The following is a 15,439-nucleotide window of genomic DNA, read 5'->3' as shown; positions in this document are numbered from 1 at the left end:
CGTTGTGAGCAAAGTAGAAATTTACACCAAAGGGCACTGCCCTTACTGCCACCGTGCAAAAGCACTGTTGGCACATAAAGGCGTTGCGTTTGAGGAAATATCCATAGATGGAGATCCTGAACTGCGCCAAGTGATGATAGACAGGGCGAAGGGTGGCTACACTGTTCCCCAAATTTTCATCAACGATACCCTTGTGGGCGGATGCGACGATTTGTTCTCACTCGAATCACAACAAAAACTCGATGCGCTGTTAGCGCAATAAGACACTTGCCCGGAATGCAAGTGACATAAATTAGTAAAATCAGGAATCATCATGGCTGAAGAAAATCAGAACACAAACGGCGCAGAAGCTGGTCAAGCACCTCAATTTAATATTCAACGCATTTATACAAAAGATATCTCTTTTGAGTCTCCTAATGCACCAGCGGTTTTCCAAAAAGAATGGAAACCAGAAATTAAGCTCGATATCGACACCTCTACCGACAAACTCGCTGAAGATGCCTTTGAAGTAGTACTGTCAGTAACGGTAACGGCCACGGTTGCAGACGAAACCGCCTTTCTTTGTGAAGTAGAACAAGCGGGTATCTTTGTGGTATCGCCAGAAATGCCTGATCAAGGAAAAGCCCATCTATTAGGTTCTTACTGTCCTAACCTGCTTTTCCCTTACGCCCGTGAAACGATTTCGAACCTGGTTAACCGCGGTACCTTCCCGCCCCTTAACCTTGCGCCAGTAAACTTTGACGCTATCTTCGCAGCTTACATGCAAAAACGTGCTCAACAAGCGCAGGATGGTAGTCAGAAGCTAGACGCTTAAAGGCGATTATGAATACAGAGTCTATTACTGTACTAGGGGCGGGGTCTTACGGCACCGCCCTTGCTTTTTGTTTGGCCCGAAACCAGCATTCAACCCTGTTATGGGGCAGAGACAGCCAACATATGGCCTCGCTGGCTCAAGATAGGGAAAACAAACGGTATTTACCTGGTGCTCGCTTTCCAGAAAAGTTATGCATCGAACCCGACCTAATAAAAGCCGTTGAGGCCAGTCAGGACATTCTTATTGTGGTGCCTAGCCACGGATTCAGAACCCTGTTGGAAACGCTTAAGCCGTTGTTGAACCCTCAGCACCGTATTATTTGGGCCACGAAAGGCCTCGAGCCAGGTACCGGCCGTTTATTACGAGATGTGGCGCTAGAAGTGTTAGGAGATAGCCATCCCCTAGCGGTTTTGTCGGGCCCTACCTTCGCCAAAGAAATGGCCGCAGGGCTTCCCACTGCAATTTCCCTCTCTTCCACCGATGAAACATTCATTAACGAATTTGCCACTAAACTGCATTGCAGTCGGTCGTTTAGGGTATACAAAAACCCTGATTTCATAGGTGTGCAACTTGGTGGGGCCGTTAAAAATGTGATTGCAATTGGTGCAGGTCTTGCCGATGGGCTAGGTTTTGGCGCTAATGCTAGAACCGCGCTTATCACCCGTGGCCTTGCCGAACTCACCCGCCTTGGTGTGAAAATAGGCGCCCAACCTGAAACCTTTATGGGCATGGCTGGGTTAGGCGATCTGGTGTTAACTTGTACTGATAATCAGTCCCGAAATCGACGATTTGGCCTTGCTCTTGGGCAAGGAAAAGACGTTGAAACCGCCATCAAAGACATCGGTCAGGTGGTAGAAGGGTACCGAAATACAGAAGAAGTGCATGTGTTAGCGCAAAAAAATGGGGTAGAAATGCCCATATGCGAGCAAATTTACGCTGTACTTTACCATGGCAAACCACCAAAAGAAGCGGCCTTAGCCCTTCTCGCCCGCGACCTTAAGAGCGAATAGTGTCGGACGCTAATTACTAGTGTCTTCTACCACAAGAGGACGGCCGCCAGCTTGCTGATATACCGCAGCGGCGGCGGCTAAACTTAGTTGATAACTGCTAATTAGCGTCAACTGAGACTGAAACCAACTGCGCTGCGCCCCTAACAAGTTCAGAAAATCCGTATCCCCGGCTTTGTAGCGTATCTCCGCTAAACGGTAGAGTTGTTCGTTGTTGACCACCGAAGCCTCATCTAACTGATATACACGTTTATAATAGGCATAGTTGGCCAATGCATCTAACAAGTTTTGCGCTGCGCTTAAGGTTGTTGCACGGTAATTATTCCAAGCCAGTTGCAGATCCACATCGGCTATTTTTTCACCGGCATCAATTCTGCCCCCATCGAACAAAGTAATCGCACTGCTGATAGCCGCGCCTAAGCGCCATCCGCTTGCTAAATCTAGAATATCGGTGACCGTTAAATCACCACTTAGCGCCAACCCTGGTAACCCCTGAATACCGGCCTGATACACACTAATATCGGCTTGGCGAAGTGCCACATCAGCTAATTGCACATCGGGTCTAGCCCCAATAACCTTAGCCGGTTGATATAAAGGAATATCCGGCAGGGCTAACTGCGCTAACGGTACGGGTGTAAGCGACACATCTAAAGCCTCTCGCCCTAATAAAGCTGAAATAGCGCGCTGACTAATGGTGATTTGATTGGCCAACCGCAAGCGTTCTGCTTGCGCCCCAAGTAAGGTATTTTGTTGCTGGCTCACCTCGATCCCCGAGGCATCACCGGCTTCAAATCGAATATTGACGAGATCTAACAGCCGTTGGGCGGCATCTAAGTTTTGTTCTGCGATACCAAAACGCTGAGTCAGGGACAACCAATTAAAATACTCGGTGGCCAACAACACCTGCACCTGTAATGCCGCATTACGTTGTGCGAAGTTTTGACTATCGATATCAAGTGAAGCGGCTAACTGAGTAGCAGCCCGACTTCCCCAGACATCAAAGGTGTAACTGACGCCCAGGCGCGCAGAGGAACTGTTCGATGTACCTCCGTTGTCCAGATCTTCGTTACTGGCCCCGCTCAACCCGCCGGTAACACCAATATAATTATCCGCGCGGCTTTGTTCCAGCAACAAGCGGGCCCGCTCTACCCTCAGGCGGGCTTCCTGCAACGACAGGTTGCCTTCTGCCATGGAATCCATTAATTGGCTTAGTTGATTTGATGCAAATACTGTCCACCATTTCTCAGAAACAATAACGTTATCGTTCGGTTGGGTATAGCCTTCCAAATCGGCAGGAAGCTGGCGAGACTTTTGCGCGGAAAAATCCGTGGGCGAATAGGCACAACTGGTTAATAAAACCGTTGCGAATAAACCAATACAAGATTTCACAGACTAGTCCTCACTCAGTGCGTCAATAGGGCTTAGACGAGATGCTTTCAATGCTGGGGCATAGCCAAAAATAACGCCCACACATAACGATGTAACAAAGGCCAGTACCGGCGGTGTCAGCGTATAGGCCACCGAGATGGCAAACTGAGAGACAAGAAAAATGATCCCATACCCCAAAATCACCCCCAGCGCCCCACCTAAAATGCAAACGACCCACGCTTCAATATTGAATTGTTTAAGAATATCGGCGGGTTTCGCCCCCGTCGCCATCCGTAAACCAATTTCTCGTTTACGCTCAGTAACATTCACCAACATGATGTTCATCACCCCAATTCCTCCCACAAACAGAGAAATGGCTGCCACGGAAGCGAGTAACCAGGTTAACGTATTCTGGGTTTCGGTGACCGCTTCAACCAAAGAGTCGGTAGTAAAAACCATAACATCTTCAGTTCCATGGCGCTGAACGAGGGTAGCAAGTACCGCATCTTTAACGGTGGATGCGACATCCGAGCCACTGGCTTTAACGGTGATACCAGTAAGGTAGGCTCTGCCAAATACTTTTAGGCGTCCTGTTGAGATAGGAATAAGGACTTCGTCATCTTGATCGCTACCCCCTGCGCTTGCACCTTTAGCCTTCAAAACGCCGATCACCTGGTACAGGCTGTTAGCCATGAGAACATAGCGCCCGACGGCCTGATATTTGTCATCAAAAAGCGTTTCTGCCACCGTATCGCCAAGTACGACTACAGGGGCATAATGCGTAACGTCATCCTCGGTAAAGAACACACCTTGTGCCATTTCCCAGTCTTTTGCATAAAGATAATCTGGCGTGGTGCCGGTAATACGCCCGGAAAAATCGTTCTGGGCAAAACGAATGGTTTTACGGGATGTTCGCTCTGGTGCCACATAGATAACGCCGGGCAATGACCTAAGGGCTTCGGCATCATCCAGCGTCAGGGTGGCAATCTCTCCGGTGTTACGCATATTACCTCCACCGGGACGCACAGAAATCAAATTTGTACCAATGGCTTCAATTTTTTTCAGTACGTCTTGTTTCCCCCCCTCACCAATGGCCATCATGGTAACCACCGCCGCAACACCAATGATGATGCCGAGCAAAGTTAGCAAGGTACGAAACCAATTTAAACGCAATGCTGAAAAAGCCATGGTGAGAGCGGCAAAACCGGAAATACTCTTAAAAGGTGCAATCACTTTTTCTGCGGTCGTGTGTGCCGGCGTGGCATGATTACTAGTTGAACGTTCTGCGTCGTTGGTATCGGCGACGATCTTGCCGTCCAGTAAATGTATCTGCCGATGAGCATGTTCAGCTACCGCCGCATCATGGGTGATTAAGATCACCGTCACTCCTTCCTCATGCAGATCCTTAAGCAAAGAAAGCAACTGTTCACCACTTGAAGAATCGAGCGCGCCGGTAGGCTCGTCAGCTAAGATCACTTCCGCACCATTAATCAGTGCTCGAGCCACAGACACACGCTGTTGCTGTCCACCGGATAATTCACCCGGTTTGTGTCCTTGGCGATCGCCTAGACCAAGGCGAGCTAATAAAGCCTGCGCTTTTTGTTCTCGTTCCTGAGCAGGGGTATGACTGTAGATGGCGGGTAGGGCTACGTTGTCTAATGCCGATAACGACGGCAGTAATTGATAGCGCTGAAACACAAAACCAAAGGTTTTCAAACGAAGGGCCGACAGTTGATCGTTAGATAATTGGCTAACGTCATGTCCATTAATGGTATAGCTGCCATCACTGGGGGTATCCAGGCAACCCAATATATTCATTAAGGTGGATTTTCCTGAACCCGACTGCCCCATAATTGCAACGAACTCTCCCTTTTCGATAGTCAGGGAAATATCATCTAACGCCTTAACCTGCATGCCTTCTGTTTGGTATTGACGGGTTACATTTTGTAAAGCAATCAATGAAGGTTTAGATGCTGCCACGAGGCCCCCGCGGCATGCGTGGGGTATTCCCCCCTCCAATTCTGCGGTTTCCGTTTTCGCCTTGCGCCCCTGGCGAAGAAAGTTGCCCTGCAACCACTTCATCACCCACTTCAATGCCCGATACTATTTCTATATCGGTTCGGTTACGGATCCCTACTTCCACCGGTGTGCGCACCACGTCCTCACCCTGCTTTAACAATACAAAGGGACGTCGAGGCGGGCCTTTTACTGCAGCAAGAGGCACAATCATGGTGTCTTCTTGTTTCTCTTCTACGAAGAATACCTGACTGGTCATGGAGTCCATCAACACCCCTTGAGGGTTGTCGATATCCACCAGCACCTGATAGAGCACCACATCATTGACCACGGTGGGCGTAGGTAACACTTGTCTTACTGTGGAATGAAAGCGCCGTTCTGTATTACCCAAGGTAGAAAAATACACTGGCATACCTTTACGGATATTATCCACATCGGCTTCTGAGACCTCCGCTCGCAGTGTCATGGTGGTAAGATCCGAAATTTGCAGCAACTCAGGGGCATTTTGATTAGCGTTAAGTGTTTGCCCTTCCCGCACGGCAATAGAAGCAACGGTTCCACTGATAGGGGCGTAAATTTTAGCAAACCCTAAGGTGGCTTTATCGCCCGCTAAAGAAGCCTCATCGGCTTTAATTTGGGCGATGCTGGCGGTTATTTTGGTATCCAGTACTTTCACATCAATGCGGCTGCTAATGGCCACGTCTTCGCTAACCGCATTTTTTGCAAATAAATCTACATTTCGCTTTTGTCTTAGCTCGGCCAGCTCCCTTTCAGCTCTAAGCTGGGCTAATTGGGCTTTTTTCGCCTCTAATGCTGCCTCGGCATTTTGTACTTTTGTTTCAAACACGGTGGCGTCGATTTCCACCAACAGTGCGCCACTGGCAACGGTATCACCTTCTTCCACATGTATTGCTTCTACTTGCCCCGATACCTGAGCACCTACCACCACATATTGTTTGGGCTCGAGTTGGCCGGTGGCAACAATACTTTTTTCTATATCGCCTTTAGCGACAGGCACAAAAAGGTAATTGGTTGTGTCGGAGGAGGATGCAAAGAAATAAACCTTGACCGCATAGCCTACTATTCCTAGTAAGACAATAATGATAAGCCCTTTCAGCCAGCCAGCGCGTCCATTTTTATTCACTTACACATCCTTTCAAAAAAAGAAACACCATACGCAAAGTTGACATAATCTTACGACAGTCTTTACATAAATTTACAAGTAAGAATGATTCTTAATTTGATAATATCATCCCAATTGATTTATCTCGCCTGACTAAACCCCAATTGTCGCCAACTTTCGTACACGAATACCGATACTGCATTGGATAAATTCATACTTCTACTGTCCGGTAGCATCGGAATACGGACTCGCTGCTCAGGTGGTAATGCGCTAATTACCGAGTCGGGTAACCCCCGGGTTTCCGGCCCAAACAATAAGGCATCACCAGGTTGATAGGTTACATCGCTGTGAAATGATTGCCCTTTCGTTGTACAGGCGAACACGCGATTTGGCGCGCAGTTATCTAAATAATCGGTTAATGAGGCATGACGGCGGACATGGGCGAACTCATGATAATCGAGGCCAGCACGACGCACCCGTTTATCGTCCCAGTCAAAGCCTAATGGTTCGATCAGATGGAGCGCGTATCCAGTGTTCGCACACAGACGAATAATATTTCCCGTATTTGGCGGGATTTCAGGTTGGAAAAGTACGATATCAAGCATTCTTACATCACAATTCAACAAATAGCATGCAAGAATAAGGTGAGATGAGCAATGAAACAAGCCTCAACCCGAAGGCATGGCGCCGTTCGGGTTGACTTTAAATGGTGCAACGGGCGTTTAATGTGCGCTGACTACCCGGTCTGTCTGTTTTTGTACAGCCCAGCGTCTTGCTCTTCGTTTTGCTCGTGCGTTCTGGAGCAAGGGTGAAAGCTCTGCAGATTCAGGTTCGACAGTGGCCACTGCGTGCCCGTAAACTGATGATAAATCTTGATTTTCAGAAGCATGTAAGCGCATTTTACGTAACGCTTTATAATTTTGCATAATTTTCTGTCCTTTACCGATGTTCTATTCACCGATTTTATTGATGTTTTTCTAGCCATACCGAAACTTACGGCAAGATACGATATGGCCGGTCTGCCTATAACTAAGCAGAACTCGTACCGAAATCACAATCGTCACAAAAAATTAATATCCTAGTACTTCGAAACTCAGTGTTAGCAAGGCATAGACAGTCATTTCACCGTCAATATGCTAAGTTCGAACTAGGGGGTTGTGGAAAGAAAACACCGAGCCGTTGCGTGTAAAATAGAGACACCTTGTGTAAAAAAGCGCTACTTTTTAGCTTGTTTTTCAGTCAGCGAGTAAGCTGGGCAGTAAAAAACTGGAGGATTTTTGACATTACAGGGATACGAATAGCATCGGCTTCAATCAAGAGTTCATGATAGGCCCCAGGAATTGAGACAACCTCCATGTTAGATGCTAAAGCGGCGATAAGCTTCTGCTTTTTGTTATCAACCACCGTATCTTGCTGGGCACTTAATAGAAGCGCAGGAAGAGTGAGTTCGTCGGCCCGTTGTTGAATTTCGCGCATGGCTGCCATGGCCGCTTTTAGCCAGCTTACGGTGACGCCACCAAGTTGAATATCAGGCACCTGAGCGTACAGTTCTCGGAAAAGTTGATAGCGAGTCTCACTGTGGGTGAGCCTATTGCCAGTGAAACTATGGGGAAGGTAATCTTTTTGGCCGATAAAATAACCGGTTTGCATACCGGCACGTTGATGGCGCCGAGATGCCCACGCCAATAAGCGACGAGATAGCCAATCTGGCAACGCAGGACGGATGCCAAACATGGGTGAACAAAATACCGCTCGCTGAAAACTGTTAGGCAAAGCCAGTATGGTTAACGCACCAATGGCACAACCCATACTATGGGCAAGAAGCAGTCTAGGGCCAGAGGGTTCATTTGGCGTAACGATGTGGGTGAGAAAGTAAGTAAAGTCAGCTACGTAATCTTGAAAATCAGCAACATAGCCAAAATGAGGATTGGTCGTCATTCGCCCTGATAGCCCTTGACCCCGATGATCAAGAATAAACACCGCAAATCCGTTTTGAAACAAATCCCAAATAACTTCTTTATATTTTAAATAAGATTCAATTCGCCCAGAACTGATAACCACGGTGGCCTTGGCATTATCAGGTACACACCAAGCATAGGCGATAGTTAAATCCCCTGCTCCGTCGAAAACTCCCGTGTTGATTTGGGTTTGCCAAAAATGCTCCATCTCTTGGAGCGAGGCTATTAATGTGTGTTCGTTTGAGAGTGTCCAGTCCATTTTTCCCGACCATCTATGGGTAGACGAATGGTGACATTGAGGCCTCCATTATCATTGCGCATGGCCTTAATTTCTCCATGATGCAATTGTACTGCCGCTTTTGCAATGGCTAGTCCTAAGCCTACGCCGCCAGATTCCCGTTCACGGGCAAGACTGGCACGATAAAAAGGCGCAAAAATAGATTCACACTCTTCGGCTGACAATCCGGGACCATCGTCATTAACTTGCAATTCCCAACATCCTGTTTCTACGTTAATGCTAACCTCTATTTGAGATGTGGCATATCGAATAGCATTGCGCACCACATTTTCAATAGCCCGGCACATGAGGATCTCATTCACTATTACTTTTTGTTCAGGGATAGGGGCAATTTGTAAGGTTTTATCTGAGTTTGCAGCTTCAAACTTGGCGTCAGAAAAAATGTTTTCCACTAGCGAAGACAGCTTAATTTCTAGCATTTCCTGATTACCGGCTTCAGCGCGAGTAAGTTGTAGAAGCTGATTAATTAGGACTTCCATACGCTCAGCTTCCCGCTCTATTCTAGCTAATGATGCAGGATCCACGTTCTGCTGATGTGCCAGCCCAAGGGCCATTTGCAAGCGTGCTAAAGGCGAACGTAATTCATGTGAGATATCAGCCAGTAGGCGCTGCTGACCTGACCACATACGTTCTAATTGCGTGGCCATAACATTAAAGTCACGGGCAAGATCCCCTAGTTCGTCGCGGCGCACAGAAGGGCTGCCAACCCGAGTATCCCAACTACCGGCGGCTAATTTTCTGCTGGCTTCTCGTAACTGATGAATGGGCTTAACTAAGGAGCGGGCAAAAAGATATGAAAGCACCACTGACATCACAAGCGCAATAAAGAGGAAATACGTCAACGGACGCTGGGCATCAGGAGGGCCAAGGGGATGAGACACAAACACCGCGACGGCTTTGCCTTTTATTTCTAAATAGACCGGCCCCACCGCTGAAAAACCATCTTTTTCCAACACAATAGGGCTTTTACGATACGCCGCTTGAAGCATGGCGTCCCGCTCCACCTGGAGGATCGGCGGCCCTTGATGAGGAAACAGCTCTTGTTTGTCAATGTCCACAGCGACGATGATGGCACGGGTGATTCTATTGGCATGACCTAAGATATCTTGTACCGAACGATTTCTATCGTTATTTAATCTTAAAAGCAGATTTTCTACGCGATATAACGCCGAGATTTCCCGGTTGTCAGCCGGGCGAATGGTCACGTCCGAGTCAAAAAACTGTACCGCATAGTAGGTCACCAGCCCAGTAACAATAAAGGTTACCCAAAAGCCGAGAAAAAGACGTCCGACTAATTGTCGTGCTGGATTAAACCTAATCCGTTTTGTCATGGTGCCATTCTTAATAAATAACCTGCGCCGCGTATCGTTTTAATTTTTTCTTCCTGCGTGGTTTCAGCAATCTTTTTCCTAAGGTTGCTCACATGCATATCAATACTGCGATCGAAAGCTTGTAATTTTTTACCCAATACTTTTTGACTGATATCTTCTTTTGTAACTAATTGCCCTGCATTGACCATCAGCAAATGCAAAATTGCAAATTCGGTGTTAGTCAACGTAAGCAGTGTATCATGACAGCTAACTGATTGCCGACTGGTGCTCAGGGCAATGTTATTGATGGTAATATCCTGTTGCTGACGAGATTGACTACCTAGTTCAAGACGTCTGAAGATAGCTTTAATACGCGCTACGAGCTCCCGATGATTAAACGGTTTTGGCAGGTAATCGTCAGCCCCGAGTTCAAGACCTAAAATACGGTCGTAATCATCACCACGGGCAGTTAGCATCAATACTGGGGTTAAGTGGCTCATACGAAGCTTTTTCAATACTTCAAAACCATCTAACTGAGGCATCATCACATCCAGCAGGATGAGATCCACGGGTTCACCTGTGGTGGCGACTTCTAGTCCTTCCAACCCATCATTCGCCACAGTAACTTGATACCCAGACCCTTCCAAATACGTTTTTAACATATCGGTGAGTTCTCGGTCATCATCAATAATTAAAATAGACTGTGTCGTCGCTGACGCGGCCATACCATTACCTCCTTCATACTGCCTTATAGTAGATCGCTGATTTTGCGCAACTGACATTGAACGTAAAACAGATAGGGACAAAACGCTATGTGTCATGATTAATTTCCTCCCCAGTAAGCGTTTATTTTACCTGACTACGACCGCCGTAAAGACGAAACTGCGAAAGCTTTACATAAGCTTTACAGTGTACTGGCACAACTTTGCAGACCCAACCCCTACAATTCATTTCAACATGATAAATCAACAGTCCTTACCCCTAATGTATTTGTCACATAAAACGGGGCTTTCAATCGGAGTACTGCTATGAAAAAATGGATAGTTATTACATTGCTGGGATCACTTTTAATTAGCGCCCAGGTCAATGCGAAAACACCGCGGCCAGGTCCAGGTCCACAGGGAATGGCGTTAATGCACGCTTTAAAATCCCTATCCTTAACCAAGGCTCAGCGTCAATCCGTTCGTGAACTTATGCGGGACTTTCGAGAAACCCACGATCTTTCGCCGACAACAGAACCCCCCGCGATGGCTGACGATAAAACGGCTGATTTACCGCTAACAGCAATCACAGAACGGGCGACGGCACATTGGCAAAAAATGAAAAGCCAACGAATAGAGATGGCTTCTTTAGAGCATGACATCTGGTCTTTGCTTACCGATGAGCAAAAACAGCAATATGAAAACCGTGCAAGTGATAAGAAAGGCAAATTTAAAGCCCGCCGTCATCCGCGTAATACTGACGGCCTTGGCATGCCCTTTGATGAATTGGCATTAACTGCACAGCAAACTGAATCCCTCACTGCATTAATTGATGCACAGCGGGCCAATGATGAATCAGCCCGAGAAATGCTGCGCGCCTTACACGAGGAAATTGAAGCTCAGGTATATAACGATGACTTCAATGAAACAGCCCTTGAAACGCTTATCGACAGTTACCAAGATGTGTTTATTAGTGACGCCGCGGGGCGCGCACAAACCCATAAAAAGATTATGGCTTTGCTCACCGATGAACAAAAAGAAGATTTACAAGATATCCGTTTTTTTAGTGGCCCAAAACCTGGAGAGCATAGACCTCACGCTGAAAAGTGAATGAGTGGCTTAGCCTAAAAATTAAAAAACATGCAAGGCCGGTTAATTAACTAACCGGCCTTTTTTCAATATTCGGGCTTAAGACGCACGTAGTCGGTGGAAAAGAACAAGGGTGAGGTAATCATCAAGTCGGCGGTAGCCGATGAACATGCCACTGGTACATTCCACACAGAACACAGGCGTAATAGTGCTTTCACATCAGGATCGTGAGGGGCTGGATTAAGGGGGTCCCAAAAAAAGATAAGCGCATCCAAGCGCCCTTCTGCAATCAATGCCCCAATTTGCTGATCTCCCCCTAAAGGACCGCTGTTGTAGCGCTCTACCGTAAGGCCAGTATTGTCAGCGATTAATCCGCCGGTGGTCCCCGTGGCAACCAAATCACAAACCCGCATACACTCGATATGTGTTTTTACCCATTCTAACAACTCGGCTTTTTTATGGTCATGGGCCACCAGCGCCACTGTTTTTCTATTCATCTTTGTTATTCCTTTTATTATTCTGGCTCGGTCAATATCAGGCAGTTTTTCCGAGCCAGTAAACGATTCTTTGCTCTTTGTTCTGTCAACGCTTGGTCACAATACAAAGGTTAACTATATACCGAATATAACAGCTACGACCAGACAGAAATAAATATACATTTTTATTGCATAATTATTCCATTTAAGTATCATAGCCCACGGTTTAATTAATCTCTGCAGTAGTCGATAGAAAAAAACGGCCACATCCTATGCTGTATTTATCGAAAGACAGAGAATTTGACAGGAAAATCTCATGATTCAAGCAACCAGCAGGTTCGACCAGCAGGTTGACAAGGTAAAACAGTTTAGCTCTCCCCTGGCTGGCTACACACTGTATTGCGAGCTCCGACGATTCGGCCTCGCTTTGCTTTTGCGGTAGCGCACTTTTTACCTTTGTACGCATACGAGTGAAAACAGAATTCCTTTCGTTCGTGTATAAAGGTAGAAAGTGATTTTTTTTCTATCTTTCTAAAAATGTAACCTCATTATGTTAAACGTATCGATTATTGGAGCCAGTGGTTACACAGGCGCACAACTTGTTGACTTAGTACATCGCCATCCAGCCATGTCCTTGAAAGGCACCTATGTTTCACAAAATAGTGCCGATTCAGGTAAATCTGTGGCGGCACTGCACGGGCAATATGCTCATCTATCTCAATATACCCTCACTCCTATGTCTGACGACACCTTAGGCTATCTTGCTGCCGACATGGACTTGGTTTTTCTTGCCACCCCTCACGAAGCCAGCCATAACTGGATGCCGGAACTAAGCAAGGGAAAAGCAAAGATACTGGATCTTTCCGGCGCATTTCGAATTAAAGACACACAGGTGTTCGAAGCCTTTTACGGCTTTGCGCACACGGCAACCGATTGTCTCGAAGACGCCGTATATGGACTGGCCGAATGGTACAGTGATGACATTACCGCAGCCCATATTGTGGCCGTACCCGGTTGTTACCCTACGGCTTCACTGTCCGCGTTAAAACCGTTAATGGAAGCAGGATTACTGGACAGCAACGTACGTCCAGTTATCAATGCCGTATCGGGAGTCAGTGGAGCAGGACGTAAAGCGGCATTAGGCAACAGTTTTTGTGAGGTTAGCTTACAAGCCTATGGCGTATTAGGGCACAGACACACGCCCGAAATAGAAGCCTGGTTGGGTACCGGGGTTATCTTTACCCCTCACTTAGGTAATTTCAAACGGGGTATCTTGGCCACCGTTACCGTTAAAGTAAAAGCCGGTACCTCTCAGCAACAGTTAAATGACGCTTACAAAAATGCTTATCAAGGCCATGACATCGTTCGCCTTCGAGACAGCTTCCCTAAAGTGGATGATGTGGTCAATACCCCCTTTGTGGATCTTAACTGGAAGCTGGATGAAACATCAGGCTATGCGGTTATCACCAGTGCCATTGATAACACCATGAAAGGCGCTGCTTCTCAGGCTATACAATGTGCCAATTTAGTTAGTGGTTTACCGGTCACAGAAGGGTTGATTTAATAATGAAATTATCACCCATCGTCATTAAAGTAGGTGGCGCACTGCTAGAAGATAAAGCCGCAGCCACCCACCTGTTAGACTCGGTAAAGCAAGTGATTGAGCTGCGTCCGGTAGTGATTGTTCATGGTGGAGGCCCTTTGGTAGAGTCTCTTATGCAGTCGTTAAATCTGCCCAGCAAAAAAATCGATGGTTTAAGGGTAACGCCGGACGAGCATATGCCATACATCTGCGGCACATTGGCGGGCAGCGCGAATAAATCGCTTTGTGGTTTAGCAATAAAAAGCGGATTAACGCCAGTGGGATTATCGTTGCTTGATGGCAATATGGTACATTGCGCCCCGTTAGCTGAAAAATACGGAGCCGTGGGTGTGCCCTCTGCCAATGATGCTACCTTACTTAATTTGCTCACCGCTCAATCTATGTTGCCGGTTGTTAGTTCTATTGGTGCCAATGCCACAGGTAGATTACTGAACATAAATGCTGATCAAGCAGCCACAGTCGTGGCACAATTACTGGATGCCGATCTGTTATTATTGTCGAACGTACCCGGCGTGCTTGATGCGCACAAACAGTTAATCAGCACCCTAGATGAAGAAGCAATAGCTTCGTTGGTAAAAGCCGGCGTTATAACCGATGGCATGCAAGTGAAAACCGATGCTGCTCTACTGGCAGCCTCTACACTTGGGCGGGCAGTGACTATTGCCAGCTGGGAAGCAAATATTGCCGATATATTGAATCAGCAAACAGGCACGCGTATAGAAGCGCCGACAGGCCGTATTGCAGGAGAATTGGAATGAAACAGGATTTACTGACTTTCGCAAATTGGACGCCAGAGGGCACAAAAGCCTTGTTGGATTTAGCCGTCAACATTAAGCAGAATCCATCAAAATACAGCCAAGTATTGGCAGGTAAATCAGTGGCAGCATTTTTTGAAAAGCCGTCATTACGTACCCGGGTGAGTTTTGATATTGGCATTAATAAACTTGGCGGACACATGGTGTATCTGGATAGCCAAGGTGGCAACTTAGCCGGTCGTGAAGATGCGGTAGATATGGCCGCCAACCTGGCTTGTTGGGCAGATGCTATTGTCGCCAGAGTGTTCTCGCACACTACCTTAGAGCAGTTTTCTCAAGCGGCGAAAGTGCCCGTGGTTAACGCCTTGTGTGACAAATATCACCCCTGTCAGGGACTTGCCGATTATTTAACGATGTTCGAAGCATTCGGCACGACAGAAGGTCTCACCATGGCCTATATTGGCGATGGCAATAATGTGACGCACTCTTTATTAATTGTGGGCGCATTGTTGGGTTGTAATCAGGTTGTGGTCACTCCCGCAGGCCATGAAACAGATCCAACCATCGTTGCGCAAGCACAAGAAATCGCAGCAAAAACCGGTGTTAAAATAGTACAAAGTAATGATGTTGATGCCGCTATTGGCGCTGATGTACTTTACGCCGATACTTGGTTATCGATGGGTGACGATACCCCTTTAGATGCCATTAAAGATAAATTTATGCCCTATCAGGTCAACGAAGCCCTGATGGAAAAAACCGGCGCCAAATATGTGATGCATTGCCAACCTGCCCATAGAGATCTGGAGATTACCGGCTCTTTAATCGACAGTGATATGTCGTTGCTGATGCAAGAAGCAGAAAATAGAATGCACGCGCAAAATGCTATCTTAACCAAATTACTCGGTTCCTAAGAGGACAAAT

Annotated in this window: 16 protein-coding genes; 7 read left to right on the top strand and 9 right to left on the bottom strand. The window is 46.9% G+C overall.

What is annotated here, in order from left to right:
- Window positions 1-4 precede the first annotated feature (4 nt).
- Genes grxC through gpsA form a run of 3 tightly spaced genes read left to right on the top strand, consistent with a single transcriptional unit; the run spans window position 5 to window position 1,824 of the window.
- Window positions 5-262, top strand: coding sequence for a glutaredoxin 3 (gene grxC / locus KO501_RS10545; RefSeq protein ID WP_216029634.1), 258 nt, complete (start codon window positions 5-7; stop codon window positions 260-262).
- 51 nt (window positions 263-313) lie between these two features.
- Window positions 314-814 (top strand): protein-export chaperone SecB, encoded by a 501-nt coding sequence (gene secB / locus KO501_RS10540; protein WP_216029633.1) that lies wholly within the window; start codon window positions 314-316, stop codon window positions 812-814.
- 8 nt (window positions 815-822) lie between these two features.
- On the top strand, window positions 823-1,824 hold the full coding sequence (gene gpsA / locus KO501_RS10535) for an NAD(P)H-dependent glycerol-3-phosphate dehydrogenase (protein ID WP_216029632.1): 1,002 nt from the start codon (window positions 823-825) through the stop codon (window positions 1,822-1,824).
- 9 nt (window positions 1,825-1,833) lie between these two features.
- Here the strand turns inward: gpsA and KO501_RS10530 are convergent, their stop codons facing one another.
- The 8 genes from KO501_RS10530 to KO501_RS10495 form a co-directional block, all read right to left on the bottom strand.
- The gene (locus KO501_RS10530) at window positions 1,834-3,210 is read right to left on the bottom strand and encodes a TolC family protein (RefSeq protein ID WP_216029631.1); all 1,377 of its coding nucleotides are present in this window, start codon (window positions 3,208-3,210) and stop codon (window positions 1,834-1,836) included.
- Window positions 3,211-3,213: 3 nt separating this feature from the next.
- On the bottom strand, window positions 3,214-5,169 hold the full coding sequence (locus KO501_RS10525) for a MacB family efflux pump subunit (protein WP_354667823.1): 1,956 nt from the start codon (window positions 5,167-5,169) through the stop codon (window positions 3,214-3,216).
- The gene (locus tag KO501_RS10520; protein WP_216029629.1) at window positions 5,156-6,349 is read right to left on the bottom strand and encodes an efflux RND transporter periplasmic adaptor subunit; all 1,194 of its coding nucleotides are present in this window, start codon (window positions 6,347-6,349) and stop codon (window positions 5,156-5,158) included. The genes KO501_RS10525 and KO501_RS10520 overlap by 14 nt, the downstream gene beginning before the upstream one ends.
- A 119-nt stretch (window positions 6,350-6,468) precedes the next feature.
- A complete protein-coding gene (gene trmL, locus KO501_RS10515) occupies window positions 6,469-6,933 on the bottom strand; it encodes a tRNA (uridine(34)/cytosine(34)/5-carboxymethylaminomethyluridine(34)-2'-O)-methyltransferase TrmL (protein ID WP_216029628.1) in 465 nt (154 codons plus the stop codon).
- 117 nt (window positions 6,934-7,050) lie between these two features.
- The gene (locus tag KO501_RS10510; RefSeq protein ID WP_216029627.1) at window positions 7,051-7,254 is read right to left on the bottom strand and encodes a hypothetical protein; all 204 of its coding nucleotides are present in this window, start codon (window positions 7,252-7,254) and stop codon (window positions 7,051-7,053) included.
- Window positions 7,255-7,567: 313 nt separating this feature from the next.
- Window positions 7,568-8,545: an alpha/beta fold hydrolase gene (locus KO501_RS10505; RefSeq protein ID WP_216029626.1), complete on the bottom strand. Its 978-nt coding sequence runs from the start codon at window positions 8,543-8,545 to the stop codon at window positions 7,568-7,570.
- A complete protein-coding gene (locus KO501_RS10500) occupies window positions 8,512-9,915 on the bottom strand; it encodes an ATP-binding protein (protein ID WP_216029625.1) in 1,404 nt (467 codons plus the stop codon). The genes KO501_RS10505 and KO501_RS10500 overlap by 34 nt, the downstream gene beginning before the upstream one ends.
- The gene (locus KO501_RS10495; protein WP_216029624.1) at window positions 9,912-10,619 is read right to left on the bottom strand and encodes a response regulator; all 708 of its coding nucleotides are present in this window, start codon (window positions 10,617-10,619) and stop codon (window positions 9,912-9,914) included. The genes KO501_RS10500 and KO501_RS10495 overlap by 4 nt, the downstream gene beginning before the upstream one ends.
- 303 nt (window positions 10,620-10,922) lie before the next feature.
- On the opposite strand from KO501_RS10495, the gene KO501_RS10490 reads away from it, so the two are divergent.
- A complete protein-coding gene (locus tag KO501_RS10490; RefSeq protein WP_216029623.1) occupies window positions 10,923-11,705 on the top strand; it encodes a Spy/CpxP family protein refolding chaperone in 783 nt (260 codons plus the stop codon).
- Window positions 11,706-11,770: 65 nt separating this feature from the next.
- On the opposite strand, the gene KO501_RS10485 is transcribed toward KO501_RS10490, so the two are convergent.
- On the bottom strand, window positions 11,771-12,181 hold the full coding sequence (locus KO501_RS10485; RefSeq protein WP_216029622.1) for a methylglyoxal synthase: 411 nt from the start codon (window positions 12,179-12,181) through the stop codon (window positions 11,771-11,773).
- A gap of 529 nt (window positions 12,182-12,710) precedes the next feature.
- Here KO501_RS10485 and argC point away from each other — a divergent pair.
- From argC to KO501_RS10470, 3 genes are read left to right on the top strand one after another with little or no spacing between them, the layout of a single operon-like run.
- On the top strand, window positions 12,711-13,724 hold the full coding sequence (gene argC, locus KO501_RS10480) for an N-acetyl-gamma-glutamyl-phosphate reductase (protein ID WP_216029621.1): 1,014 nt from the start codon (window positions 12,711-12,713) through the stop codon (window positions 13,722-13,724).
- Between the two features lie 2 nt (window positions 13,725-13,726).
- On the top strand, window positions 13,727-14,521 hold the full coding sequence (gene argB / locus KO501_RS10475) for an acetylglutamate kinase (protein WP_216029620.1): 795 nt from the start codon (window positions 13,727-13,729) through the stop codon (window positions 14,519-14,521).
- The gene (locus KO501_RS10470) at window positions 14,518-15,429 is read left to right on the top strand and encodes an ornithine carbamoyltransferase (protein ID WP_216029619.1); all 912 of its coding nucleotides are present in this window, start codon (window positions 14,518-14,520) and stop codon (window positions 15,427-15,429) included. The genes argB and KO501_RS10470 overlap by 4 nt, the downstream gene beginning before the upstream one ends.
- Window positions 15,430-15,439: the final 10 nt, after the last annotated feature.

The organism is Alteromonas sp. C1M14 (genome assembly GCF_018860965.1).
Taxonomy (GTDB): domain Bacteria; phylum Pseudomonadota; class Gammaproteobacteria; order Enterobacterales; family Alteromonadaceae; genus Alteromonas.
The sequence above is the reverse complement of the archived record's forward strand: the minus strand, read 5'-3'. Positions and strand labels throughout refer to the sequence as shown.